Origin of the sequence: Paraburkholderia rhizosphaerae (assembly GCF_004366595.1) — a bacterium.
Classification (GTDB): Bacteria; Pseudomonadota; Gammaproteobacteria; order Burkholderiales; family Burkholderiaceae; genus Paraburkholderia; species Paraburkholderia rhizosphaerae.
Genome location: NZ_SORE01000045.1, coordinates 1 through 25,980, shown reverse-complemented (window position 1 = coordinate 25,980; position 25,980 = coordinate 1). Strand labels below are relative to the sequence as shown.

At 62.7% G+C, this 25,980-nt stretch carries 25 protein-coding genes and 1 riboswitch; of the genes, 15 read left to right on the top strand and 10 right to left on the bottom strand.

Annotated elements, in window-relative coordinates; all coding sequences use genetic code 11:
* Positions 1 to 167: 167 nt before the first annotated feature.
* Complete coding sequence (locus tag BX592_RS32520; protein WP_134197412.1) at positions 168 to 494, bottom strand: DUF4148 domain-containing protein; 327 nt, start codon at positions 492 to 494, stop codon at positions 168 to 170.
* Positions 495 to 839: 345 nt separating this feature from the next.
* Here BX592_RS32520 and BX592_RS32515 point away from each other — a divergent pair, with 345 nt between their 5' ends.
* The 4 genes from BX592_RS32515 to BX592_RS32500 all read left to right on the top strand — a co-directional run bounded on the left by BX592_RS32515 (position 840) and on the right by BX592_RS32500 (position 4,332).
* The gene (locus tag BX592_RS32515) at positions 840 to 1,265 is read left to right on the top strand and encodes an OsmC family protein (protein ID WP_134197410.1); all 426 of its coding nucleotides are present in this window, start codon (positions 840 to 842) and stop codon (positions 1,263 to 1,265) included.
* Positions 1,266 to 1,342: 77 nt separating this feature from the next.
* A complete protein-coding gene (locus BX592_RS32510) occupies positions 1,343 to 1,984 on the top strand; it encodes a TetR/AcrR family transcriptional regulator (RefSeq protein WP_134197408.1) in 642 nt (213 codons plus the stop codon).
* Positions 1,985 to 2,025: 41 nt separating this feature from the next.
* A complete protein-coding gene (locus tag BX592_RS32505) occupies positions 2,026 to 3,555 on the top strand; it encodes an MFS transporter (RefSeq protein ID WP_134197406.1) in 1,530 nt (509 codons plus the stop codon).
* Positions 3,556 to 4,053: 498 nt separating this feature from the next.
* Positions 4,054 to 4,332 (top strand): YodC family protein, encoded by a 279-nt coding sequence (locus tag BX592_RS32500; protein ID WP_134197404.1) that lies wholly within the window; start codon positions 4,054 to 4,056, stop codon positions 4,330 to 4,332.
* 41 nt (positions 4,333 to 4,373) lie between these two features.
* Here the strand turns inward: BX592_RS32500 and BX592_RS32495 are convergent, their stop codons facing one another.
* The 3 genes from BX592_RS32495 to BX592_RS32485 all read right to left on the bottom strand — a co-directional run bounded on the left by BX592_RS32495 (position 4,374) and on the right by BX592_RS32485 (position 6,754).
* Complete coding sequence (locus BX592_RS32495; RefSeq protein WP_134197402.1) at positions 4,374 to 5,006, bottom strand: LysE family translocator; 633 nt, start codon at positions 5,004 to 5,006, stop codon at positions 4,374 to 4,376.
* A 23-nt stretch (positions 5,007 to 5,029) separates the two neighbouring features.
* A riboswitch (ZMP/ZTP riboswitch) is annotated at positions 5,030 to 5,147 on the bottom strand.
* A 53-nt stretch (positions 5,148 to 5,200) separates the two neighbouring features.
* Entirely contained in the window at positions 5,201 to 6,367 is a 1,167-nt protein-coding gene (locus BX592_RS32490; RefSeq protein ID WP_134197401.1) for an epoxide hydrolase family protein, read from the bottom strand.
* A gap of 69 nt (positions 6,368 to 6,436) precedes the next feature.
* Positions 6,437 to 6,754: a superinfection immunity protein gene (locus tag BX592_RS32485; protein ID WP_134197399.1), complete on the bottom strand. Its 318-nt coding sequence runs from the start codon at positions 6,752 to 6,754 to the stop codon at positions 6,437 to 6,439.
* 176 nt (positions 6,755 to 6,930) lie between these two features.
* Between BX592_RS32485 and BX592_RS32480 the strand changes: the two genes are divergently transcribed.
* A complete protein-coding gene (locus BX592_RS32480) occupies positions 6,931 to 8,388 on the top strand; it encodes a M20 family metallopeptidase (RefSeq protein ID WP_134197398.1) in 1,458 nt (485 codons plus the stop codon).
* A 499-nt stretch (positions 8,389 to 8,887) separates the two neighbouring features.
* Positions 8,888 to 9,766 (top strand): crotonase/enoyl-CoA hydratase family protein, encoded by an 879-nt coding sequence (locus BX592_RS32475; protein ID WP_134197397.1) that lies wholly within the window; start codon positions 8,888 to 8,890, stop codon positions 9,764 to 9,766.
* A 196-nt stretch (positions 9,767 to 9,962) separates the two neighbouring features.
* Here the strand turns inward: BX592_RS32475 and pdeR are convergent, their stop codons facing one another.
* The 5 genes from pdeR to BX592_RS32450 form a co-directional block, all read right to left on the bottom strand.
* Positions 9,963 to 11,975 (bottom strand): cyclic di-GMP phosphodiesterase, encoded by a 2,013-nt coding sequence (gene pdeR, locus BX592_RS32470; protein ID WP_134197395.1) that lies wholly within the window; start codon positions 11,973 to 11,975, stop codon positions 9,963 to 9,965.
* Positions 11,976 to 12,390: 415 nt separating this feature from the next.
* Complete coding sequence (locus BX592_RS32465; protein ID WP_243849823.1) at positions 12,391 to 16,986, bottom strand: DEAD/DEAH box helicase; 4,596 nt, start codon at positions 16,984 to 16,986, stop codon at positions 12,391 to 12,393.
* Positions 16,987 to 17,225: 239 nt separating this feature from the next.
* Positions 17,226 to 17,648: a DUF3175 domain-containing protein gene (locus BX592_RS32460; protein WP_134197391.1), complete on the bottom strand. Its 423-nt coding sequence runs from the start codon at positions 17,646 to 17,648 to the stop codon at positions 17,226 to 17,228.
* A gap of 12 nt (positions 17,649 to 17,660) precedes the next feature.
* Positions 17,661 to 18,170, bottom strand: coding sequence for a PRC-barrel domain-containing protein (locus BX592_RS32455; protein ID WP_243849822.1), 510 nt, complete (start codon positions 18,168 to 18,170; stop codon positions 17,661 to 17,663).
* A gap of 96 nt (positions 18,171 to 18,266) precedes the next feature.
* Entirely contained in the window at positions 18,267 to 18,941 is a 675-nt protein-coding gene (locus BX592_RS32450; RefSeq protein ID WP_134197387.1) for an HAD family hydrolase, read from the bottom strand.
* A 428-nt stretch (positions 18,942 to 19,369) separates the two neighbouring features.
* Between BX592_RS32450 and BX592_RS32445 the strand changes: the two genes are divergently transcribed.
* From BX592_RS32445 to BX592_RS32420, 6 genes are all read left to right on the top strand, one after another.
* Positions 19,370 to 19,648: a hypothetical protein gene (locus BX592_RS32445; protein WP_134197385.1), complete on the top strand. Its 279-nt coding sequence runs from the start codon at positions 19,370 to 19,372 to the stop codon at positions 19,646 to 19,648.
* A gap of 79 nt (positions 19,649 to 19,727) precedes the next feature.
* Positions 19,728 to 19,910, top strand: coding sequence for a hypothetical protein (locus tag BX592_RS32440; RefSeq protein WP_134197383.1), 183 nt, complete (start codon positions 19,728 to 19,730; stop codon positions 19,908 to 19,910).
* Between the two features lie 197 nt (positions 19,911 to 20,107).
* Complete coding sequence (locus BX592_RS32435; RefSeq protein WP_134197381.1) at positions 20,108 to 20,401, top strand: hypothetical protein; 294 nt, start codon at positions 20,108 to 20,110, stop codon at positions 20,399 to 20,401.
* A 294-nt stretch (positions 20,402 to 20,695) separates the two neighbouring features.
* Positions 20,696 to 21,244: a type 1 glutamine amidotransferase domain-containing protein gene (locus tag BX592_RS32430; protein WP_134197379.1), complete on the top strand. Its 549-nt coding sequence runs from the start codon at positions 20,696 to 20,698 to the stop codon at positions 21,242 to 21,244.
* Between the two features lie 61 nt (positions 21,245 to 21,305).
* On the top strand, positions 21,306 to 21,605 hold the full coding sequence (locus BX592_RS32425; RefSeq protein ID WP_134197378.1) for a DUF1488 family protein: 300 nt from the start codon (positions 21,306 to 21,308) through the stop codon (positions 21,603 to 21,605).
* 38 nt (positions 21,606 to 21,643) lie between these two features.
* Positions 21,644 to 22,096 (top strand): PA2169 family four-helix-bundle protein, encoded by a 453-nt coding sequence (locus BX592_RS32420; RefSeq protein ID WP_134197376.1) that lies wholly within the window; start codon positions 21,644 to 21,646, stop codon positions 22,094 to 22,096.
* A gap of 95 nt (positions 22,097 to 22,191) precedes the next feature.
* Here BX592_RS32420 and BX592_RS32415 read toward each other — a convergent pair whose 3' ends face one another.
* On the bottom strand, positions 22,192 to 22,530 hold the full coding sequence (locus tag BX592_RS32415; protein ID WP_134197422.1) for a BON domain-containing protein: 339 nt from the start codon (positions 22,528 to 22,530) through the stop codon (positions 22,192 to 22,194).
* 374 nt (positions 22,531 to 22,904) lie between these two features.
* On the opposite strand from BX592_RS32415, the gene BX592_RS32410 reads away from it, so the two are divergent.
* From BX592_RS32410 to BX592_RS35330, 3 genes are all read left to right on the top strand, one after another.
* Positions 22,905 to 24,383: an RNA polymerase factor sigma-54 gene (locus tag BX592_RS32410; RefSeq protein ID WP_134197374.1), complete on the top strand. Its 1,479-nt coding sequence runs from the start codon at positions 22,905 to 22,907 to the stop codon at positions 24,381 to 24,383.
* Positions 24,384 to 24,913: 530 nt separating this feature from the next.
* The gene (locus BX592_RS32405; RefSeq protein WP_134197372.1) at positions 24,914 to 25,357 is read left to right on the top strand and encodes a universal stress protein; all 444 of its coding nucleotides are present in this window, start codon (positions 24,914 to 24,916) and stop codon (positions 25,355 to 25,357) included.
* 527 nt (positions 25,358 to 25,884) lie between these two features.
* Positions 25,885 to 25,980: hypothetical protein (locus tag BX592_RS35330; RefSeq protein ID WP_134197321.1), on the top strand; the 96-nt coding region annotated here is incomplete at its 3' end.

Here is a 25,980-nt window from a genome sequence, read left to right as displayed (position 1 = left end):
GCGCGCACGGAAGGGCGCTCTCGCGGCTTTGCGCGCTATTGCCTGACCGCACGGGGAGACGGGTGGCCGGTCAAGCGCAACTCGCAATCGCGCGTGTGCGCGGTTCGCTGCGTGTCGCTTACCGGCCCCTTCAAGGACGTGGCGAAAGCGGGGGGGAAGGACGTGTGTTAGTTGCCGCGGAACGTTGCAAAGATGCGTTGCTCGATGGTTGGCGTACGCGAGCCCCACTGCGATGTACCACCATAAGCGCCGCCGACGCCCTGGCCGGAAGACGTATTGTTAGCCGATGCGACCGTCTGCACCGACGGGCCCGGGTAATCAGAATTGCCGAGATACAGCGACCCGTCCTTCTCCGCGGCGATCAATTCGGCACGCACTTGAGCGCGTGTCACCGGGCTCGTGTTGTCGGACTGCTGAGCAAATGAAATGGCGGGCGCGGCCAGCAACGCAGCCGCGATGGTCGCCGCGGCGGCGACGGAAACTCGTGTCTTCATGATGAACCTCCGGAATTCTTGCTGTGGCGGTATCGGGCTGAAGCACTTTTTTCCGATCCGTGCACGAAGTGTATTGACCGACAAGGCGACCAGAAAGTGGAAGATCGGATAAACGCTATTACGTGATCCGCAATAATGAAGCGGACGCGCATGTTCATCGCGACTTCATCGCAGCGGGCTGGGCGAGCGCCTATGATGAAGGTCGGTCCGCGCCTGCGCCTCGAGCGAAGTGCAGCATTTTCCACGCGATGCCGTTTTTTCCGCAGAAGATTCTGGGCGTGACCGTTGCGGATGGATTCGCGGTACGAGCTGACTGAACCGACGAGGCAACCACAGGAGAGCGTAATGAAGCGCAAGGCATCGGCAGTCTGGCAGGGCGGTCTGCAGGACGGAAAAGGCGCTATCTCGACCGACAGCGGCGTGCTGAAGGACACCCAGTATTCATTTGCGACGCGATTCGAAAGCGGCATCGGCACCAATCCTGAGGAGTTAATTGCGGCGGCACATGCGGGCTGCTTCTCGATGGCACTATCGGCGGAGCTCGGTAAGGCCGGCATCAAGCCCGAGCACATCGCAACCACCGCGACGGTTACGCTGGATAAAGACGGCGGCGGTTTCTCGCTCACTGCGTCGCATCTGGACGTCGTCGTAAAAATCCCCGGCGGCGACAAGGCGAAATTCGACAAGGCGGCGGCCGATGCGAAAGCCGGTTGCCCGATTTCGAAGGTGCTCAATGCGACGATCACAATGGACGCGAAGCTCGAAACCTGAGCGTTGTTTCAGTCTGCTTCGTACGATGAACCGTTGCGGGGTTGATTTATTGACCGGGTAGTCATAAACTCCGCGCAATGTCTAAACCCATCGTTTCGAAAAAGCTCGCGTATAAACCGGCCGCCGAGTGCCCGCGCGGCCGTCCTCGCCAGTTCGATACCAATGCCGTGCTTGCAAAGGCGGCCAAGGTATTCTGGAACCACGGCTATCACGCGACGTCGATCGACGACCTCGTCAAGGCGACCGGCGTGCTGCGCGGTAGTCTGTACGGCGTGTTCGGCGACAAGCACGGGCTGATGCTCGCCGCGCTGGAACACTACGCGGAGGGTTCGATCGCGGGACTGGTCGAGCGGTTGAACGCGGATGTGCCACCCGCTGACGCGTTGCGCAACGCGCTGATGCATCACACGCACGTGGCGGCGGCGCTTGCCGGCCAGCGCAGTTGTTTCATCGTGAACTCGACGCTCGAAATGCAGGTGGACGACGAAGCGTTGCGTGCCAAGCTCGCGTCGATCCAGCGGCGCATCGCGACGCTGCTCGCGGCGGCGGTGATCCGCGGCCAGGCGGCGGGCGTGTTCAATCCGACGCTCGACGAAAAGTCAGTCGCCGATTACCTGCTCTGTATGACTCAAGGCTTGCGCGTGATGGGCAGGGTCAAACGCAACGAGGACGAACTCGCGGCGATCGTCGATATCGCGATGCGTGCGCTGACGCGCTGAATCCCACCCATTTTTTTTGCCGATTTATTGAACGATCAGTCATGAATACAAAAGTCACTACGCACTCTGAAAGGCAACAGCGAGGCGACGTTGAAGCACGTGCGGCGGCCACTGCCAGCGTACCCGATGCGCCGCCGCATCCGGCACACACCGGCATGGCGCTCGTCGTGCTGCTGGTCGGCGCATTTCTGGCGCCGCTCGACTATTTCATCGTCAACCTGGCGCTGCCGTCGATTCATGCCGGCGTCGCCGCCAGCGATGCGCAATTGCAGCTGATCATTTCTGCGTATGCATCGGCCTTCGCGGTGCTGCTGATCACCGGCGGTCGGCTCGGCGACCTGTTCGGCCGCAAGCGGATCTTTATGGCCGGCATGGCGGGCTTCGTGATCGCATCCGCGCTGTGCGGCGTCGCGACCAGCGGCACGATGCTGGTCGGCGCGCGCATCCTGCAGGGCATGGCAGCCGCGCTGATGGTGCCGCAGGTGCTCGCGACCATTCGCGCAGTCGTGCCGTTGCATCAGCAGACGAAGGTCATCGGCTTTTACGGGTTCGTCTATGGTCTGTCATCGATCGTCGGTCAACTGGGCGGCGGGGCGCTGATCACATATCGGCCATTCGGGCTCGACTGGCGCGCGGTGTTTCTGATCAATGTGCCGATTGGTGTGCTCGCGTTCGCCGGCGCGTGGAAGTACATCCCGGAGAACCGGCAACCGGACCGTACGAAAGTCGACGTGATCGGCGTCGTGCTGCTGTCGCTGCTTCTGCTGATGCTGATCTATCCGCTCACGCACGGACGCGAGGCCGGCTGGCCGCTGTGGACGTTCGTGATGTTCGGGCTGAGCGTGCCGGTTTTTGCGGTCTTTATTGCGGTCGAGCAGCGCATCGTGCGCGGTGGCGGCTTCCCGCTCGTCGATCTGCAGCTATTCCGTAACCCGGCGTTCTCGATCGGTCTGGTGGTGGCGTTCCTGTTCTATTGCAACAGCGCTTTCTTCCTGACTTACGGCATTTATCTGCAAACCGGCCTGCACTGGACGCCGCTGCAAGCGGGCCTCGCCATCATGCCGTTCGCGGTCGGGTTCGTGTTCGGGCCGTTGACATCGCCGGCGGTCGTCGCGCGAATCGGCACGCATGTTCTCACGCTCGGTTTCGCGCTGCTGGCAGCCGGCTTCACGGTCACCGGATGGGCCGCGTTGCGGCACACCGAGCCGGGCTTGCTGTTCTATGCGGGCCTGGTCGGCGCGGGTGTCGGTCATGGGCTCGTGTTTCCGTCGGTGATGCGCGTCGTGTTGTCGGAGGTGGCGCCGGAAAAGGCAGGGCTCGCTTCGGGCGTCGTGAACACGACACTGCAGATTGGCGCGGCGTTCGGCATTGCGGCGATCAGCGGCGTGTTCTTCGGTATCCTGCAAGGTCACGACACGCCACAGGGGTACGCGCGCGCATTCGAAGGCAGTTTGAGCATCAATGCGATGCTGCTGGCCGGCTGCGTCGTGCTAAGCGTGATGCTGGTGCGGTATCAGCAACGCGCATTGCGCCAGATCCGGGAAAATCGCGCACTGAAGAAATGCGCATGAGGGGTCGGGTATTCGTCAGGCATTTTTCCGGGTAGCCGGCGAATCACCTTATATAGTCGGACTGTTTAATTGATTTCCGACGCCCGGGCGATTATCCGGATTCAGCGATGATTGACCGGTTTATCGGTGAGCGGATTTTCCGCGGTTATGCCGACGCGCAACACGAGAACCGCGTTTATTGCGTTCGTATGACACGCGGCGAGCGGCACACATTACAGCCATCGCTACCGGCCGCGTAAATCCTACGACTGGAGCGGTCGAATCCTTACAGCATAAGCGGCTGAGCCTGACAGGCATTCTGAGTCTCACATACTGAACGACCGTTCTAAAATATTTTATAAAACCGTTTAAATCCTGATGAAAACGGTTTCTTTTAAAAAAGACTTGCTCGCGGAAAATGAGATTGTTAATCTTGCGGCACCCTTTAAATTGATTCGAACGGAGCGCGTTTACGGCAGTGTTTGATCAGACGGGTCGATTCTTATAACGGGGACAACCATGCTGACTGCTTCTCTCAAACCATTCGATACATCGCAAACCGGTCAATTCAACGTTGGCGACGTCGTCACGCTCAAGGTCGGCGGCCCGCGTATGACGGTCACTTATGCAGGGCCCATTGGCGGCTCTGTCGATGAACGGCTGGTCTGCCAATGGTTTGATGAGCATGGCGAATTGCGCCAGGATATCTTCGATCTCGACAACGTGCGCTGTGAGCCGCGCTCGATTCCCGCGGGTTCGGTGCAACTGCACAAGTTCATCCGGGTCGCGCTTACCTGAAGCCCGCGGCGCGCGCGAGCCGCGCGCTGATAAGCACTACGCTAGCGGCGCGCTTCCATCGCCATCCTAACGGCCAGGCCCGTTAACACCGTTCCCATCATCCAGCGCTGAATAGCCAGCCATTTGGGCCGGCGCGCGAGAAATCCGGCGATGGAACCGGCAGTCAGCGCGACTACCGCGTTTACGCTGATACTCAACGCAATCTGTACAAACCCGAGTGCGAGCGATTGGCCCAGCACACTACCGTGCCGCGGATCGATAAACTGCGGCAGCAGCGAAAGATAAAGCACCGCTATTTTCGGATTCAACAGATTCGTCACGAAACCCATCATGAACAGCTTGCGCGGACGGTCGACGGGCAGATCGCGCACCTGGAACGGCGAACGCCCGCCAGGCTTCACCGCCTGCCACGCTAGCCACAGCAGATAAAGCGCACCGCCAAAGCGCAAAGCGTCATACGCTAACGGCACCGCGAGCAGCAGTGCGGTGATACCGAGTGCCGCGCACAACATATAGACGACGAAGCCGAGCGCGACGCCGCCGAGCGAGATCAACCCGGCGGTACGCCCCTGGCAAATCGAACGTGAGACCAGGTAAATCATGTTCGGGCCCGGCGTCAGCGCCATGCCCAGTGCGACGAGGCCGAAGGCCAGCAGAGAAGTGTGTTCAGGCATTGCGAGTCTCCATGACAAGATCGTGGCAATGCCCAGGCGCGCGGCGGTTCGCGGCTCCGGGCGACGCCAGGTGGCGCGTCGAAGCGCGGTTCGCGTTCCCCGATGGTGGTCCATCTCGTAGCGCCAGTTGCGCGAACCCGCCGATTATTCCACGACAACGGCTGTTGTGTCCCGCAGCGCGATTGCAACGTCCGTTAGCCGCGCAGCGGTCTGAAGAACCGCCGGATGTCCTCGGCCAGCAGCGCAGGCTGTTCCATCGCCGCGAAATGACCGCCGCGCGGCATATCAGTCCATTGCAGCACATTGAACACACGTTCCAGCCATGAGCGCGGCGGCTGGCTGATTTCTTTCGGAAAACGCGCGAATCCGACCGGCGGCTGCACACGCTCGCCGGTGGCGAAGCGCAGCGGACGCATGCGCGCCTCCCAGTACAGGCGCATCGATGAGCCGATCGTTTGCGTATGCCAATAGAGCGACAGGTTGGTCAGCAAATCGTCGCGGCTGAACACGCTCTCGACGTCGCCGCCGCAATCGCTCCACGCGCGGAATTTCTCGACTATCCACGCGGCGAGGCCGACCGGCGAATCGTTCAGCGCGAATGCAAGGGTTTGCGGCTTCGTGCTGTGCTGGTGTGCATAGGCGCCTTCGCTATCGGCCCATGCCGCTTTGGCCGCGATGAATTCGCGCTCGGCTTGCGTGACAGGTGCATCGTCTGGCGTTTGCGGTGGCGCAAATGAACCGGGCAGGTAGTTCAGGTGAATGCCATCGACGCGTGCCGCGTGACGCGATGCAAGCGCGATCGACACCGCGGCGCCGAGGTCGCCGCCTTGCGCACCGAAGTGCTCGTAACCGAGACCGCTCATCAACTCGGCCCATAGGCTCGCGATTGAGTGAATCGACGTGCCGGGCGCCGCGGGTCGCTGCGAGAAGCCGAAGCCGGGCATCGACGGCACGACGACGTCGAACGCATCGGCAGGGTCCGCGCCGACCGAAGCCGGGTCGCACAAATGCCGCAGCAATGCGCCGAATTCGATGAACGAGCCCGGCCAGCCGTGCGTGATCACCAGCGGGTACGGTTTGGGGCCGCCTACCGGCACGACACCGTGCCGGTGCAGAAAATGAATGCGCAGGCCGCCCACAGTTGCCACGAATTGCGGCTGTAAATTGAGCGCGCGCTGCGCCGCGCGCCAGTCATAAGCGCTCATCCAATATTGAACGAGCGCTTGCAGATAAGCGCGATCCGTGCCGATTGCCCACGGCATGCCATCGTATTGATCGGGCCACCGTGTAGCCTGCAGACGCGCGTTCAGCGCATCGATCTGCGCGCCGGGAATATCGATCTGAAACGGAGCGATCTGCATCGCGCAGCCCTTTATGACGTGACGCGGCAGCTTAGGATGCAAAGAGCGCCGCGCGCAAGTGCGCGGCCGTTACTTCGACGGGCGCTCGCGCGCGCTGTTGCGCGACGTGCGCAAGCGGACCCGCTCGGCGAGCTTCGCCGAAAAGGTGCTCATGCTCACCCGCTTGCGCGATCGCGCGATTTCACTTGCGACGTTTTTCGGTGGATTCGGCTGCAACGCCCAATACAGCGCAAGCAGCCAGCCGAACACAGTCCATCCGACGACAGCATTAAACAGCGCAATCGTCAGCAGATCGTAACGTTTTCGCCGATCGGCGATGATCGAAGGCAGGAAATAGATTGCCAGCGCGATCACTGCGGCGGCGACTTGTACAACGAGGTTGATCATCGGAACTGCCCAATGGTGCGATGTGGGGCGATGCTTACCAGATAGCCCATTGTCGCGCGAATGCGGCTCGCGCGCAGCGCAGCGCGCGGTCCGCGGGGCGCGAATGTGTTACGTGATGTGTCGAGTCGGGTATCGGGACTATCATGTGTTTTTTTCCCTTGACCGGAATCCCTGCAATGACTTCCGACGTGACCGCCCAATCGAAACTGGATCCCAACACGCTGAAAGAGTTCGTCGACCGCAAATGGAATGACGAGATCGTGCCGGCGCTGACCGACTATATCGCCGTGCCGGCCAAGAGCCCGGCGTTCGACGTTGACTGGCAACAGCATGGTTATATCGAGCGTGTGGTCATCGAGGCGGCGAAGTGGGCCGAAACGCAACCGGTGCGCGGACTCAAGCTCGAGATCGTGCGTTTGCCCGGCCGCACGCCGGTGATCTTCTTCGAGTCCGCCGCCACGCGTTCGGGCAGCGCCGAGACCATCGTGCTGTACGGCCATCTCGACAAGCAGCCGGAATTCGCCGGCTGGCGCAACGACCTCGGGCCGTGGACGCCGAAGTTCGAGGACGGCAAGCTGTACGGCCGCGGCGGCGCGGACGACGGCTACGCGATCTACGCGAGCATCACCGCGCTCGCGGCGCTCGATGCGCAAGGCGTCGAACGGCCGCGCTGCGTCGGGCTGATCGAAACCGGCGAGGAGTCGGGCAGCTACGATCTGCTGCCTTACGTCGATGCGCTGCGTGACCGGCTGGGCAAGGTCGGGCTCGTTGTGTGCCTCGATTCGGGCGCGGGCAACTACGATCAGCTATGGCTGACCACGTCGCTGCGAGGTGTCGTGGCCGGCAGCCTGGAAGTGCAGGTGCTGGACGAGGGCATTCATTCGGGCGGCTACGGTGGCATCGCGCCGTCGAGCTTCCGCATCATGCGGCAGTTGTTTGAGCGGCTCGAGGACGCGTCGACCGGCAATCTGTTGCCGAAGGGCTTTCACTGCCCGATTCCGCATGAACGCCTGCGCGAAGCGGAAGCGACCGCAAAGATTCTCGGCGACGACGTATGGAAGACGATGCCCTGGTCGTGCGGCCAGGACGGTCGGCAGGTGTTGCCTACCACCACCGACGCGAAAGAAGCGCTGCTCAATTCGACATGGCGCCCGTCATTGTCGGTGATCGGCGCGGAGGGTCTGCCGTCGCTCGCCGACGCCGGCAACGTGCTGCGTCCACGCACCGCGTTCAAGCTGTCGCTGCGGCTGCCGCCGCTCGTCGATGCCGCGCACGCGGTTGATGAACTGAAAACGCTGCTCGAACTCGATCCGCCGTACAACGCGAAAGTCACGTTCAAGCCGGATAGCGCAGCCGCAAGCGGCTGGAACGCGCCGGATGTCGCAACGTGGCTAGGCGCCGCGTTAGACGACGCGTCGCGTCGGCATTTCGGCGCTGACTGCGCGTATATCGGCCAGGGCGGCACGATTCCGCTGATGAACGTGCTGAAGGCGGGCTTTCCGCAATCGCAGTTTATGGTGTGCGGCGTGCTCGGGCCGAAGTCCAACGCACACGGACCGAACGAATTCCTGCATGTGCCGTATGGCAAGAAGCTGACTGCTTGCGTGGCCGAGGTGATCGCCGCGGCACCCTGACGTTCTATCATCCTGACCACTGTGCACCGTATTCGCGCAGCGCCTCGCGCGGATGCGGCGCACTTCCGGCACTCCATTCGTGACGTAGCCGACACGGCCGACATCTGCTCGACAATCCCTTCCGAAATCCAACCGGCAACCGCTTGCCGCGATTCCCGACCTTCAGATAATTCAAATAAAAATGCGATCGGAATAAGCTCGGACCGCATTCCAGATCCGGAATGGAATTTCCACTGAAATTTTAAAGTAAAGGTTCTAATGGCGCTATGCCCATCCGCCATTCCGACTGGGTTGATCGGGTATGCCTGGCATTTATTGCATCGCAATCGTTTGCGCCACGAAGCGTCGGTACGAGTTACCGCAAAGCCGCGCTGGCCGGACTGGTGCGCACACTCCGTGAACTGTGCAGAAGTGTTGGCCAGCCGCTCTCACGGGCTTGTGGTCTGTTTTAGGCTCATATCGCTCTACCGACGTTTTATAACCTAAAGGACCACTCGAAATGAATCTAAATAGCCATCACGCATGCCGTCCGTTTGTCGAAGCGGGCAATCTGTCGCAAATCTCGGCTTTTTACGAAGAAGAACGCAACATCATGTGGATGATGTTGCGTGCGCAACCGCGTCCGTGCTTCAACCTCGAACTCGTGCACGACATACTCAGTCTCGCGCACGCGGCTCGAGAGTCGGGGTTGCCGATCGACTTCTGGGTGACCGGCTCGGTCATTCCGACTATGTTCAACGTCGGCGGGGATCTCAGTTTCTTCGCTGAAGCGATCCGCGCCGGAAAGCGTCAGGCCTTGATGGCTTACGCGCGCGCTTGTGTCGATTGCGTGCATGCGGCAGCGCGCGGTTTCGACACAGGTGCGATTTCGATCGCGATGATCGAGGGCACCGCACTCGGGGGGGGGTTCGAGGCGGCGCTCGCTCATCATTTCGTGCTCGCACAGAACGACGCGCGGATGGGCTTCCCCGAAATCGCTTTCAATCTGTTTCCGGGGATGGGCGGTTATTCGCTGGTTGCGCGGCGTGCGGGTATGCGTCTCGCAGAAGAACTGATCGGCGGCGGCGAATCGCACACCGGCGAATGGCACGCGTCGAGGGGGCTGGTCGACCAGTTGTTCGAGCCCGGCGACGCGTACATCGCGACGCGCACGTTCGTCGATACGCTGCGGCCTAAGCTGAACGGTATCCGCGCGATGGTGCGCGCCCGTCAGCGGGTATTGCAGTTATCGCGCGCGGAACTGATGGAAATCACCGAGGACTGGGTTGAAGCGGCCTTCACGATCGAAGAGAAGGACCTCGCGTTCATGGAGCGGCTTGTGATGCTGCAAAACCGGCGTACGTCGAACTTGCGTCATCACAACGCAAGCGTCGCATAACGCGACGCGCGATGCGCTCGTGCACGACGTTGCGCGTGTAGCGTAATTTGCGCGTCGTTCCCAGATAGCCCGGCGCAACCAGTCGCCACTCGGCTCAATCAGGCGCAACCGGGTATCCAGCCAGCGCTTGACGGAAATAGCCCGGTACGGCGCACGGGCAAGCAGAGGGTCTGGCGGGTCGCGTAACAGGCGCCGTTCAGGCGATCAGCCGGACCTTCTGCCGGTCGGCCAGCCATTGTTCGAATTCAGCGGCCGGCATCGGCTGGCTATACAGGTAGCCCTGCACAAATTCGACGCCAAGGCCCTTCATGAAGAGCTCTTCCGCTTCGGTCTCGATTCCCTCCGCCACCACCTGCAACTGCAACGCCTGCGCGACCGCGACCATCGAGCGGACCAGCGCCTGCGCCTTCTTGTCGGAATTGATCGAGCGCACGAAGCTGCGGTCGAGCTTGATCATGTCGAGCGGAATGCGGCCGAGTTGCGACAGCGACGAGTAGCCGGTGCCGAAATCGTCCAGATGCACCTGCGCACCCAGCTCGCGGAATTGCGTGATCAGGTCGATTGCGGCGGCTTCGTCTTCGATCAGGCAGCTCTCGGTCAGCTCGAGGTCGATCAGGCACGGGTCGAGATTCGCACACTGCAACGCTTCGCTGAAGTGCCGTACGACGGCCGTGTCGACAAGCTGCCGCGCCGATACGTTGATCGCGACGCGTAACGGCAAGCCGCGCGCCTTCCATTGCGCGGCCTGTGCGGCGGCGGTCTGCATTACCCAGCGGCCAAGCGGTCCGATCAGCCCGGATTCCTCCGCGTAGCGAATGAACTCGCCTGGCATGATCTGTCCGCGTTCCGGCGAATTCCAGCGCACCAGCGCCTCGACGCCGTACACCGCGCCGGTCGCGAGCGACAGCTTCGGCTGATAGTGCAGCGTCAGCTGGCCCTCGTCGAGGCCGCGCCGCAAGTTGGTGTCGAGCCACATGTACTCGGCGACCTTGCGATTCATCTCCGGCGAAAACACACGGTAGGTGCGCTTGCCACCGTCTTTCGCGACATACATCGCGGTATCCGCCGCGCGAATCAGCGATTCGAGGCTGTCGCCATGCTCGGGAAACAGCGCAATACCGATCGAACAGCCGGTGTAGAGCTCGACGAGCCCGAGGCTGAACGGCGTGCGCAGCCGCTCGAGAATGCGCTGCGCGGTGGCTTCGAGCGAGGCCGCCGTAGCCGGCGTCGACAGCACGATAAATTCATCGCCGCCGAGTCGCGCTAGCGTGTCGCCTTCGTCCAGACAGTCGCGCACGGTGGCCGATACATCCTGGATCAGGCGATCACCGAACACGTGCCCGTAGTGGTCGTTGACCTTCTTGAAGTTGTCGAGATCGAGAAACAGGATGCCGACCGAAGTCGCGGCGGGCGCACTCGCGATCGCGGTGCGAATCTTGTCCTGAATCGAGTTGCGATTCGGCAGGCCCGTCAGCGAATCGGTATTCGCGAGTTCGGACAGACGTTCCTGCGCGCGCCGCTCCTCGGTGATGTCGGTGCCCGAGCAGATCAGGAACTGTTCGTCGATGCCGCTGCCGCTTTGCACGAACTTGTTGCGAAACAGGAAGAGCCGCTCGCCGTGCACGGTGCGCACGAGGCGTTCGACTTCGTACGACACGCCGCGATTGAAAAAGCCGGAGATATTCTGGCTCGACGCCGCGCCGGCTTCCGACGACATGAATAGCGCCCACACGCTGCGCCCGATCACGTCTTCTTCCTTCATCCCGGTCAGCTCTTCGGCGAGGCGGTTAAAGCGCTGTATCCGGCCGTTTCGATCAACGATCACGACCACCGAGTTCACTTCCGACACGACCTGCTCGGCAAACGACAAGCCATGCACGAGATCGCGCGCGACCGACTCCGTGTCGTCGTACTCGGATGCGGTGCCGGCCCATGTGCTGCTATTGAGCTTCTTGCCAACCAGATGCAGACGCAACGGTTCGCCAAGCAGGCGCACATCGAGCGTCAGGTGGGCGGTCACCCCGGTGAGGCGCCGGATTTGCGCCGCTTGCTGCGCGTTGAGCGCGACGGCGGCGGTTGCCGGTCCGCTGCCGGTGACGGGCGACAACTCGAGCGCATTGCTGTCATTCGACAGACGCCAGCACGGGCTATGTGTCCCGAACTGTGCGTAAAGCGCATGATGCAGTTGATCGTATTGGTCGTCGTTCATGAATGAGGGTATCCGGGCAAAATTGCCATCTATCCTCGCGCCGGACCAGCGTAACTTGCAAAAAGCGGACCGAGGCGGGCGGATGGCAGACCGTCGGCTTACGGAAGGTGGTCCCCATTGTATCGAAGAGCATCCCGGATTTCGGGCTCCGAACAGGTTAACGGTTTAGCGCAGAACATTCTTAATAGCAATCGGTAAGTCGCCGGTGTGATTGATTCGTGACAACACAACGAATTAGCGTTGTTACGAGGCTTGACCGGTAGGCGCGAGCTACCAGATCGCCGCGCTGTTGCCGCGTAAAAGCGCGCTTGCGTGCGTCGTTCAAGAAGAAGCAAAGCACGCGCCGCAATAAATATGCGTTATGGGTATTGAAAATGCGGCGCACTGCTACTTCGTGTCCCGCTTGCCAGGCCGCTTATCGCCGTCGCGCAAGGCACGCGCGCATCTGTTCGCGCACCGTGCCGCTTGCCTGTTCGTCGACGTAGTGGAACTCGCCGGCGACGAGTGTAGCGACCGGCACGCCGTCGCGAAACAGCACGCGGTTGCCGGTGACGGCCGGTACCTTGTCGCCGGGCAGTAGCGTGCCGATGAGATTCAGCGGGTCAGTGGCGGCGATGCACACGAACTCGTTGCCGTGGGTGTCTTGTGCGCGCCGGCGAGTTTCGCGCAGCACCGGAATCGCTTCAGGCAGCGCGAACTGCTCGCCCGCCAGCCCGTTGACGAAGCGGCCACCGCGTACGTGGCCGCGCGCTTCGAGCCGTTGATAAACCCGCAGCAGGTCGCGCCATGGCGGCAGCCATTCGGCCTCGCGTTCGAGCAGTCGCCAGAACACGACGCCATAGCGCCGCAGCAGCGTCAATGCAATGTGCTCGATCACCTCCGGCGCGAACGATGCACGGCGCGTAGTGGATGTGGAGGCGGAAGCCGCAGCTGGAGCCGAAGCGGGAGCCGCATGTGCCGCTCCCGCTCGCGTGGCGGCAGCGTCCGGTGTTGTTGGCGAAGCCGCCGCTTTGCGCCGCTGCACGAGCGCCCAACGGCCGGCATCGTCCATTCCGCCGATCAACGGCATCGCGGCACGGCGTCGACCATGATGAAACGCGTTGCGCCTCGCCGCCGGCTTGAGCAGTGCACGCAAGCCCGCAAAACTGTCCGAATGCACGAGCCCCGCGCCGACCAGTTCGCCAAGCGCGCTTTCGAGCTCCACGGGCAGCAGGCGCACGTCGGAGACCAGTTCGTCGAAGAACATCGCACCATGGTTCGTCAGCGCGTCGTGCACGAGCTGCGCGCGCGCCGACAGCTCAGGCTGCTTTTGCGGATCGAACAACGCGCCCCATGCACCGAGATGGCGCCGCGGCAGCAACACGACCGGCGTACTGCGCACCGGCGCACTTGATGCGCGCGAGCGCTCGGTCAAACGCGTCCAGACAATCTTCCCGGCCCGGCACAGTTCATCGAGCGACATCGGCGAATAATCGTCGAGCCGCGCCGGCAGGATGTCTTCTTCCCACGCCGCTGCAGCCGCTTCGAAGCCTTCCATCTGATCGAGCACCGCGGCGAGTGCATCGCGGCCAGTGCCCCGCGTGTCCGGCGTCACCCGCTGCCAGACAAACAGGAAACGCATGAAATCATGCCGCTCGACCGGTTCGATCTCGCGCCGCAGTTTGCGTACCGTGTAGCGATGAATGCGCGCGAGCAGATGGCGTTCGCACCATTCTTCACCGGTCGTGCGCGGGGTGAAGCGGCCGCGCATCACATAACCTTCTGCTTCAAGACGAACCAGCGCCTGCGCAACCGCCGAAGCAGGAAGCGCGAGCGCGCGGGCGAGCGCCGGCACCGGAAGGGGGCCGAAACCGGACAGCCGTGCGCGCACGACTTCGACTAGCGCATCATCTTCATTCCATGCATCCGCGTACGCGTGGGGAATGCGCAGCGCCGGTTCGAGCGGCGCATCCGGGTAAAGGGCCCGCAAGCAGGCGAGCCGTTCGATGGGCACCCACAGCGCGTCGTGCTGCGCGACCTGCAAGCGCGTCGCATGGCCCGACTGTGCGAGCGCCGCGAGCCATGCGGGCCAGCCGTCGTTTTGCCGTGCCTCGGTATCGGTCACGCAGGCGAGCGTGTTCAACGCTTCGTGCATCTCATCCGCGCTGCGCACTTGCGGCCAGGCTTCTTCGCGCACACTGGCGATCGCGTCCGCATCGAGCGCACCGAGATCGTCGGTGGACGCAGGGTCGGTCCAGCGGCGATTCAGCACCGCTTGCGTGCGGCGCTCTTCGATCGGCGCGTCGTCGAGATACGCGTACGGCTTCGCGGTCAGGATTTCCGCGGCGAGCGCGGACGGCGCGGGTAAGTCGCGCGCGACCAGCGTCACCTGCTTCTGCTCGATCCGGCGTAACAGTTGCAGCCAGCCTTCGGTATCCATCGCTTCGTGCAGGCAGTCATCAACGGTTTGATCGACAAGTGGATGGCTTGGCAATTCACGTTCGCCAACGATGTTTTCCGCGCACGCAACCTGGTCGGGAAACACCGACGCGAGCAGGTCTTCGCTGCGCATCCGCTGCAATTGCGGCGCGGTCTTGCGGCCGCCGGTATAGCGTGGCAGCGCCAGCGACGTGGTGGCATTCCAGCGCCAGCGCACGTTGAACAGCGGCGCATCGAGCAGCGCCTGAATCAGCAGATGCTCGGCGGTCTTCGAATTCAGATAGCGCCACACTTCGGCGAGCGCAAAGCTGTGGCTACCGGTCAGCGACAGGATGATGGCGTCCTCGGTCGCGGCAGCCTGCAATTCGAAATTGAACGTACGGCAAAAGCGCTTTCTCAGCGCGAGACCCCACGCGCGATTCAGGCGGCTGCCGAACGGCGAGTGAATGACCAGCTGCGTGCCGCCCGATTCATCGAAGAAGCGCTCCATCACGAGGGTGTCCTGGGTCGGCAACGTGGAGAGGGCCTGGCGGGCGCGCGCAAGATACTCGACGATCTGTCGCGCGGCAGGCTCTGCAAGACCGACCTGTTCCGACAGCCAGTCGATCGCGCGTTCAATCTGCCGCTCGATCCGCGGACGCTCCGCAACCGCGGTTTGCGCCGATGCTTCATGAGCGATGTCCGCAATGGACGTGTCGCCCGCACCGCGCTGTCGAGATCCGGTTGCACGCGCAACCATCGCGTCGAGCGCATGAACGTCGCGATCCGACGTTTCGCCGAGCATCTGATCGATCTGCTTGCGCAGCCGCGCGACACCCGTCGACAGCTCGTCGCTACGCCCCGGCGCTTCGCCGAGCCAGAACGGAATGCTCGGCGGCTGGCCTTGCGCATCCTCGACACGTACGCGTCCGCTCTCGACGCGCAAAATGCGATACGACGCGTTGCCCAGCTGAAACACATCGCCGGCCAGGCTCTCGACCGCGAAGTCCTCGTTGACCGTGCCGACCTGCACCCCTTGCGGCTCGAGTAACACCGCATAATCGGCGTTTTCCGGAATCGTCCCGCCGGACGTCACCGCGTACAGTCTGCCGCCACGCCGGCCGCGCAGCGTACCGTTCACCGCATCGCGATGGATATATGCGGCGCGGGTCCCGTGCCGCGTCGTGAATCCTTCGGCGAGCATTTTGAGCACGTCGTCATAGCGTTTGCGCTCGAGTTCAGCGTACGGCGCCGCATGACGGAACCGCTCAAAGAGCGCGTCTTCGCTCCACTCCTGGCTACATACTTCGGCGACGATCTGCTGCGCAAGCACGTCGAGCGGCGCGCGCGGAATTTGCAGCGCGTCGAGTTCACCGCGCCGCACGCAATCGAGAAGCGCCGCACATTCGATCAGATCGTCGCGCGACACCGGGAATAGACGTCCCTTCGGCATTCCGCCGACATGGTGGCCCGAGCGTCCGACCCGCTGCAGAAACGGTGCGATCGCGCGCGGCGACCCCATCTGGCACACGAGATCGACATCGCCGATATCGATGCCGAGTTCGAGCGAAGCGGTCGCGATCAGCACGCGCAATTCGCCGCGCTTCAGACGCTGTTCGGCATCGAACCGATGTTCCTTGGCGAGGCTGCCGTGGTGGGCGGCGACTGCGTCCTTGCCGAGGCGCTCGGTCAGATGCCGCGCGGCACGCTCGGCCATGCGGCGCGTATTGACGAACACGAGCGTCGTGCGATGCTGCGCGACCAGTTCGGCAAGCCGGTTATAGACGAGTTCCCATGCATCGTTCGACATCACTGCTTCGAGTGGCACCGGTGGAATCTCGAGCGCAAGATCGCGTGCGCGCACATGACCCACGTCGACGATTTCGCAGTCGGCCGCGCTGCCGGCAGGCGAGCGCGCGTCGATACTCGCGCCGCCGACCAGAAAGCGCGCGACCGCGTCGATCGGCTTTTGCGTCGCGGACAGCCCGATACGTGGCAAGCGCCGCCTGCACAACGCGTCGAGCCGTTCCAGCGTGAGCGCGAGATGGCTGCCGCGCTTGCTGTTGGCCATCGCGTGAATTTCATCGACGATCACGGTGCGCGTGGTCGACAGCATGGCGCGGCCCGAATCGGAACCGAGCAGCACATATAGCGACTCCGGCGTGGTAACGAGAATATGGGGCGCGCGTTTGCGCAGCGCGGCGCGTTCCTGTTGCGTGGTATCGCCGGTGCGCACGGCAGTGCGAATCTCGAGCGGCGGCAGCCCGCGCGCCGCGAGTTCCTGTGCGATGCCGGCGAGCGGGATTTGCAGGTTGATGCGGATATCGTTCGACAGCGCTTTCAACGGGGACACATAGACGACGAGCGTCGCATCGGGCAGCGCGCCGTCGTGCGCCAGCCCTTCGCGCACGAGTTCGTCGAGCGCGGACAGAAAGGCCGTCAGCGTTTTACCGGAACCGGTCGGCGCGGCGACAAGCGTTGAGCGGCCGCTGCGGATCAGCGGCCATGCGGCCGCCTGCGCATCGGTGGGCGCCGGAAAAGTTTTCGAGAACCAGCTGGCGATCACCGGGTGGAACCCGGCGAGCGCAGCGGCGGCGGAAGCGGCGGGAGTCATACCGCCGCAGGTGGGGGCGCGACGAGCCATATCCAGAGGGCGGCGACCCGCCCGTTTGCGTCTTCAGAACGAAAGTCTCGCAGGTTTTCGCTGCTAGCGCTATTGCGGCGCGGACCGGTCGTTTAGCAAAACATGCTTACCGCGGATCTGTCCGGTGCTGCATCGGGTCACACGCTACGCAACGGAACCTCGCACACCTGCGACGCCGAACCACGGGTCACGCGAAGCACGGCGTTGCGTCAGGGTTCGCGACCGAACGCCTCGCGCAGCTTGCGCTTGGCTTGCTGCAACGTATCGCGACGCGCCTTCGGCAAATTGCGGCCCGCGCGGTTGATGTAGAAGTTCAGCATCGACATCGCCGACTGGAACGGGGTGCCTTTTCGGCGCTTGCTGCGCGTCGACGAGCGCTTCAGCGATTCGGCGATGGCCTGCGCGCTGCCGGTCTTGAAGATATCGGCTTCGAGGTCCATCGCATCGCTGTGTTCCATCACCTCGTGCGACCAGCGCCGCGGTGTGCCGCTCGCCGCGGCTTTGGCATGTTTGGCTGCATGTTTCGCAGCATGCGCGTGCCGCTGGCGAGGCGGGCGGCCGCCCTTGCCGCGCGTCGACGGATGCTGCGCACGGGCCTTCCGCGGCGATGTGCGGGACTGAGTGGTCGCCATTTTTTCGCTCGCTCAAAGCTTTACGCCGCCGGCTTCCGGCGCACTCGACGATCCGGGTGCAATGTCGCCGGCGCCGAATTTCGACGAAGCGCGGTCCGTGTCGACGCCATTTCCTGCGCCGTTCCCCCAATACGGTTCGCGCCCGTAATACTGGTGAATCGATGTCGCCCATGTCGCGTCCGCCATCGACGGCCAGTGATTCTTGTCGAAGCCCGGCGCGTTCTTCACGCCATCCGCGCTCAGCGACAGCACGAAGCATTTGTGATCCGTATCGAGCGCGAGTGCGCTCCATGGAATCGCCAGCAGCTTGTCGCCGATGCCGAGAAAGCCGCCCGTCGACAACACCGCATACGCAATGCGGCCCGAACGGACGTCGAGCATGATGTCCTTAAGCTTGCCGATATCGTGACCGTCCGAACTCATCACACGGTCGCCGTCGAGGGTCGATGCGGCCATTACTGCAGGTCCTGGCCCGTCGGCCGTGTCTCGGCCGTGGCCAACGATGTTTGCGCCTGGGGTCATCGCGGGTCTCCGAAGGGTTCAGATACCCGCTCGCGAGCAACCTCCGTTCCTTATCGACGAACGGCGCGCCGCCCGGGACGGCGCCAGACGCATGCGCTAAGGGCGCGCGGCGATTTCGTCGATATGCAGCAACAGGTCGGCGGGATCTTCGTAGACCCGCAGCGCGCCCGCGCGTTCGAGTTCTTCCTGGCCGTAACCGCCCGACAGCAGACCGACACCGAGCGCACGGCAACGGCGTGCGGCGAGCATGTCCCAGATGCTGTCGCCGACCACGACCGACTGTTCGATGGGCACTCCGAGCCGGTGCGCGGCGGCGATGAAAAGGTCGGGGTCGGGCTTCGCATATTTGACATCGTCGCGCGTGACGACGACGGACTTCGCCGGGTCGACGCCGAGCGCCTGCAGATTGACCGCAGCGGTCTCCATGCGCCCGCTTGTCGCGATCGCCCATTGCGTACCGCTTGCATCGAGCGCTTCGAGCAGCGCACGCGAGCCGGGTAGCGGGCACACCTGCGCATGCAGCCGCCGGTATGCATCCGCATGCTTGCGCCGTAACCGTTCGACGCGCTCGCCGCTGATCTCGCCGCCCGTTTCGCGCAGCAACTGATGACTGAACAGGCCGCCGCTCATGCCGATCTTCCGGTGGATCCGCCATACCGACAGCTCGATGCCTTCGCTATCGAGCACTTCTTTCCACGCGAGCACGTGTTGATAAACGCTGTCGACCAGCGTGCCGTCGAGATCGAACAGAAACGACGTGGTGATACGCATGGCTTATCCCTCGAATGGTGAAACTGCGTTGAATACGCGTGCGCGGCGTATTTCTCGCGACAGAACAGCGGGGCTCGATTTGCTGCTTTGCGAAAGACTTACGTGCATTTGTAATTTGCAGGCGCCGCTCGTGCAGCAATCATGCGGCACTCATGGAGCACTCGCGCAGCGCCAAGCCGCTTGCGCGCGGTTGCTTATGCCATTTTCCGCGCGGCCGCCGCTGCATTTTGCAGCGCACACGCGATGCGCACCACGCACACGATGCGGCACTGGACAACATGTTTGACAGTGTAGCGGGCCACGCAACGCATGCGTAGCGAGCCGCTGCAACGGACGCACCGGGCGAGGGCACATCGCTTGCTGAACCGCAGGTGCGGTCACGCAGGAATCGCGGCTTCGGGCCGCGCAACGAACCAGGGAGAGATCGAATGAAACTCACGAAAGCGTGCCTTCTAACGGCACTTCTCGCACTATCGGGTACGGTGTTCGCGCAGGGTGCGGGCGGCGGCTCGACAGGCGGCGGCGGTGCCGGCATGGCGACGGGTAACGACACGGGCGCGGAGAAGGCGGGCCAGAACGCGAACAGCTCAAGTGAAATGGGTCATTCGCAGATGAAACACCATTCGACGAAGGGCAAGAAGAAGCCGGCCAACGATACGACCAACATGCCCGGCGCGAACGCGAGCAGCGACACGAAGGGTCAGTGAGCGATCTGCGCGGCCGGCCTTGCCGGTTGACGGACAAACGGGCGGGCACGGTGCCCGCCATACGACAGGAGGGCGAGCGATGAATAGCGTTCTACGCACTGTAGGCATTGCAGCATCGGTCGTCGTGCTGGCTTTCGGTGCGACGGCATGCAAGAAGGCGGACAACAGCAGTACGGGTATGAGCGGTCCCGCCGCGACCAGCGAACCAATGGGCGCGAGCGGTGCGGCTTCGACAGGTGCAGCTTCAGGGGCCAGCCAGTAGCGCGACCAGGCGCTGATATCCGAAACAGGGAACTGGATGGCAGCAGGCGCATCACAACTGCGACCGCGTGACGATCCGCGGCAAGGCCGGATACGCAAGTCAGCAACGTATCCGGGCATGCGGCGATCCACCGACGCCGGCCAGCCGTGAACCGGCGGCACAGGCTAGCGGCACGCATTGCATTGTGGAGAGGGATCATGCAGTCGACGACACATTTTCACGCCAATATTTGTGGCGGCGATTTCCAGCATGTAAGGGATTGCTTCGAGACGTGGAAGACACAGCCGCTTATCTACCGGCGCAATCAGTGCATGTTCGAAGGCAAGCGCGAAGTTCGGCCGTTTGCGGACGGGCGCGTGTTCGATAACAGCGAAATCGCGCACAACGTGCTCACGCAGACCTGCCAGCCACGCGACCCGTACGCGATTGCCGCCGAGATTCACGACGGCGAGCGCGATATGTGGCTCGTGATGGCGGCGTACGAAGAGTAGCGTTCGGCACTTGCGTCCGTTCGCGTCTGTAAGCGGGCCGGACGCAACCGTCGCGTACCTGGGTTGCTCACCCGGGTGCTCATGCAACACCATGACAGCACGCGGCACCGACGTCGGGTCCGCGTGCAGCCGCATGTTCGCTCGCCGGAGACGAACGCAATTTGCACGCGTTCAATGAGTGGCATTGCTTTTGCTCGATCAACGTGAAGGGCAAGCCGGATCGTAGCCTGAACGTCGCAACTTGCATTCGATCCGGCTGTGGATTTTCACGTTGTGTTTATGAAGGAGGAATTCATGGCCAAAACGCTAAAAGGCCGCAAGGTTGCAGTACTCGCCGTCGACGGATTTGAGCAGGCCGAACTCATCGAGCCGCGGCGCGCGCTCGCGGAAGCGGGCGCAACGGTTCACGTGATTTCTTCGCGTGCGGGAAAAATTCAGGGATTCAAGCATGTCGATAAAGGCGATGCCGTTGACGTGGACATTACGTTCGACAAAGCCGCGCCCGACGATTACGACGCAGTGGTGCTGCCGGGCGGTGTCGTGAACGGCGACGCGATTCGCCTGTTGCCTCAGGCCCAGGCGTTCGTCAAGGCAGCGAATCAGGCGCACAAGCCGATCGCGGTGATCTGTCACGGCACATGGTTGCCGGTATCGGCAGGCATCATCAAGGGACGCACGGTGACGAGCTGGCCGAGCCTGCAGGACGACATTCGCAATGCGGGCGGCACGTGGATCGACAAGGAAGTCGTCGAAGATGGCAATCTGATTTCGAGCCGCAAACCCGACGATATCCCCGCATTCAACAAAACGTTGATCGCGCAACTTTCGGCGAAAGCGGCCTGAACGCGGCTTTCGCCACAATGCGCATCGGAGCGCGCGACACGCGACAAACGGAGGTGCTGCGATGAACATCACATTTTCCGACGACGCTCCGAGCTTCGACGGCTCGAACCTGGTGCTGCGCTTTACTGCCTACGTGGACAGTGAGCCCGTCGATTGCGCGATCACCGCGGAGTCACTGGAAGATCATTTCGGCGCGAACTCGCCGCAGGAAGACGAACTGCGGCGCGCGTTCGAGCGCGGACGTGCGCGCATCCACGCGGTATGCGCGCGTGCGATCGAGCAGAACGACGGCGCGAGCGTCGAACTGCATAGCGGATTGTTCCGGGTCGAGCGCCTCGCGCAGGATCGCGGAACGAAGTGAAGCAGGCAGCGGCTGGCAACCCGTAACGGAGGGAGCACATGACGACGAACGTGATTGCGGTCATCAACGACCTGATCGAAACATCGAAGGACGGTGAGCGCGGTTTTCTCAAAGCGGCGGACGATGCACACGATGCGCAGTTAAAGGAATTGCTGCGCTCGCGGGCTGAAACCTGTACGCATGCGGCGCGCGAACTGCAGGATCTCGTGATGCAACTGGGCGGAAAACCCGAAAGCGGCGGCTCGGTATCCGGCGCGCTGCATCGCGGTTGGGTGGACCTGAAGTCCGTGGTCGGCAACCGCAGCGACCACGCGATCCTCGTGGACTGCGAAAAGGGTGAGGACGTCGCGAAAAAGCGCTATCAGGACGCGCTCGACAAAGATCTGCCCGCTGATGTGCGGGCGCTGGTCGAGCGGCAATGCCAAGGCGTGATACTCAATCACGACCGCATACGCGATTTGCGCGATCAGTACGCGGCAACGAAATCCTGAGGCCGGCCGCGGTTCATTCAAAAGCGGAGGGCCGGCGCGATGACAGCGCCGGCCCTCCGTATTACGTTGGAACGCCCGAGGTTCGGGATCCGGATTTATTCCGCCGTCACCTTCAGGTGATTGCGTACCCCTTTCACGCCTTCGACGTTCTGCGCGACGTCCTGCGCCGAAACCTTTTCTTCCGCCGTCGGCACCGAGCCGGTCAGCCACACGATGCCCTTGCGGGTCTTCACATGAATGTGCGTCGACTTGACGTTCTTCGCGCCAAGCAGCTCCGCTTTAACTTTAGTCGTGACGGTGCCGTCGTCGAAGTGCTGCCCCAGGGTCTCGGACGACGCGGGCGGCGCTGCTGCATCGGTCTGCGCGGTCGCATTCAACGCGAAGGCGACGCATGCAATGCTGCCTGCGGTCTTGAGGAACTGGATGGTTTTCATGGATTCTCCTTCTGCTTGAGGTGTCGGAAAGCGGTCGTATTGCATCAAGCATCGATGTCCGCACGTTCGTTCCCGCAAGCGGCATGCCTGAGCGTGCGGTATTTCCGGTACGCGGCCCGGAGCGACCGTTAGACTGGGCTTCCTGGCCGCATTCGCCGGCTCGCTCACGCATCTGCATGCGCGCCGTACCCTCGCAGCAAAGAAGAAGCCCGGATTTTCAGAACGGTTGTAAAAAGCGCGCGGCGAAAAGGCAAATCAGGCGTCGTGCAGATTCGCAAAGTCGATTAAAAACAGGCGATTGGCGAACCTGGTACGGCAGTTGCTCTTATTGGTGGCAACTGTTTTTTCGATGACCAACAGGGACTATGCCAACAATGCCGCCTTCAATTGAACTAAGAGCGAGGCAGTCGTTCGCTCTCACGCCGCGCCTGCAGCAGTCCGTGCGGCTACTGCAATTGTCGTCGCTGGAGTTTCAGCAGGAACTACGCACGGCGCTCGATACGAATCCATTCCTCGAATACGATCCGTCGGTACCCGATGAGACCGGTGTCGCCGGCGCGGCCACGTCAGACAATCCGGTCGCCGCCGACACGCTGCCGGCCGCCGAACGTGACCCCGCGCTGGAAGGCTCGAGTGCTGAGCCGGGCAGCGAAGGCACGATTGCGGATGATTCAGGCGGCGGCGACTACGCCGGCGAATCATTCAGCCGCGGTCCGTCGCGTTATAACGGCGACAGCGAAGCGAGCGATCCCGCCGAATGGGCGCGCGTGCAGCCCACGTTGCACGAACAGCTGCATGATGCACTGCGCCTGTATCGTCTCGACGAACGCGACCGTGAAGTCGCGCGCGTCGTGATCGAGGCGCTCGACGACGACGGTTACCTGCGTCAGGACCTCGCGGATCTGACCGACGTCGTCGAGTTCGATCCGCCGCTCACCGAAGATGAACTGAGCGTCGCGTTGCGGCTCGTGCAAACGCTGGATCGCCCGGGCCTCGCGGCCCGTTCGCTGTCCGAATGCCTTTCGTTGCAACTCAATGCGATGCCGATCGATACACCGGGGCGCGATATTGCGCGAAAGGTCGTCGAGCAGCATCTCGACCGCCTCGCGCGGCGCGAACATGCGGAACTGCAAAAGCAGATCGGTTGCGATGCGGAGGCGTTGCGCATTGCGTGCTCGCTGGTGCGCAAACTCGACCCGAAGCCCGGCAACTCCTATGGACGCAGCGACGAAAACTACGTCGTGCCGGATGTGCTGGTGCGCCAGGTGCGTAACAAGTGGGTGGTCTCGATCAATCCCGCCGTGTTGCCGCGTGCACGCATTCACCGGATGTACGCCGAACTGTTTGCGCAGTCGGCGGGCGCGAGCCGCTCGCCGCTCGCGCAGCAATTGCAGGAGGCGCGCTGGCTGATTCGCAATGCGCAGCAGCGTTTCGATACGATCCAGCGCGTTGCCGAATGCATCGTCACCCATCAGAAGGCGTTCTTCCAGTACGGCGAAATTGCGCTGAAGCCGCTTGTGTTGCGTGACGTCGCGGACGAACTGGGACTGCACGAATCGACCATTTCCCGCGCAACGGGCAACAAGTATATGGCGACGCCGCGCGGCATCTTCGAGTTCAAGCACTTCTTCCCGCGCGAACTCGGCACCGAAAGCGGCGGCACCTGTTCGGCTGCGGCCGTGCGCGCGCTGCTCAAGGAGATGATTGCCGCGGAAAACGTGCGCGATCCGCTCTCCGACGTCACGCTCGCGAAGATGCTGGCCGAGCAGGGCGTGCTGGTTGCGCGGCGCACGGTAGCGAAGTACCGGCGGCTGATGAAAGTGCCGCCCGCGGAGATGCGCAGACAGATCTGAGCGAATGGCAGTGCCATGACAGGTGTCATGTATCGACGCCGAACCGGACACAGCGCCCACGGGCGCTGTGTTTTTTTATGCGTGCGCAACCGGATGCGGCGTCAAAGCGGCGTCACAGTAAGCGGCCTGTGTCTCGCGGGACAAACACGCGAAAGCGGAATCACACCGGAGGTTGATACACGTTGAGCTTACAAAACGATCGCGGGCGCGCAACGGATATATCGAAGCGATACGAGTCGAGCGCGGCGAGGCAACGCGATCTCGCCATTGACGAACGATCGTTGCCGAATACCGCAGACCGAGACGCGACAAGTGTTCGAGTACCTGACCGGTAACCCTCGTTCGAGCAACATTTTGCGCTGCATCCCTAAGAATGGCGTGCCCCGCTCTGCGTTGGGCGGTGCCCCCGCACGGTCAGCTCACATGGAATAGCCTCGCGCAGCCAGGTGTTCTGACAGGTGACCAAGGGACGAAAGGTCAGATAGCGTTTGAAGCCCTACCGGCTCTCTCACCTTCGCAGCGAGATTCCAATGTCCAAACCCTCGAAAATCCTGCTCTACTACGACGGCACGCGCGAAGCCAGGACTGCGCTGCGCCACGCTGCCGAGCTTGCGCTTGCGCTCGATGCGCACACCGATGTGCTCGCGGTCGTCGATACGACGTCGACCATTGCGGCGACTGGCTGGTGTTTGTCCGACCTCGCCTGCGCATGTGTTCAGGACGCGGCGATGATCACGCTGCGCGAGGCGCTCGACCATATGGAAGGTAGCGGTTTGCCCGTGCGCGGTCATATGGCGTGCGGCGACGTGGTCGACAGCATCTCGACGCATGCGGGGCTGCTGAATTCGGACATTCTGGTGGTCGGCCACCGTCCGCGCAACGCCCTTGCGCGCTGGTGGAACCGGGGTCTCGCACACGACGATCTGATCGCGCGCTGCAACGGGCGCCTGGTCGTGACGATCCCGTGTAACTGAATACGCAGGCGGATTGGCGTGCCGGCACGCCCTGCGAGCGGTTGCGCCCCCCGGCGGCCGGCGCGCCGCACCTTGATCGACAAAAACCCGCTTCAAAACCTGCTTCCTGACAATGGAATAACGTTCGTGCGTCAGGTGTTTTGTGTGTGCGGGTGACGGATTCGGCCGCTCGCGCGCGAAAGCGGGTTCGGTTTCCGGCGACTGCCATAACCGCAGGCCGCCAGGAAATGGCTGCTGGAGACTCGATAACTGACCGACCGGTTAAACGAAGTGGTGGGCGGGTTTTTCACCTTTTCAGCGCACATGCCGCATCTGCGTTGCAATCCAGGCGAAGACCAGGTTTGCGTCGCCGTGGTCGTTCCCACAGACCCGCACGACGCGACGCAGGCGCGGTGTTGTACGACGATCCCGACGTGCTGTTCCCGCAGCCAATCGGGGCCTGCAAACTACCGCGGACCCGCCCCGCAGCGTCCCACGAGCGGTGATGGAGACGGTTGCGCCGCGCGCGACATGTGAAAGGAAGCAAGTTGAAAGTTTTCTACGACAAGGACGCCGACCTCTCCCTGATCAAAGGCAAGCAGGTCACGATCATCGGCTACGGCTCGCAAGGCCATGCGCACGCG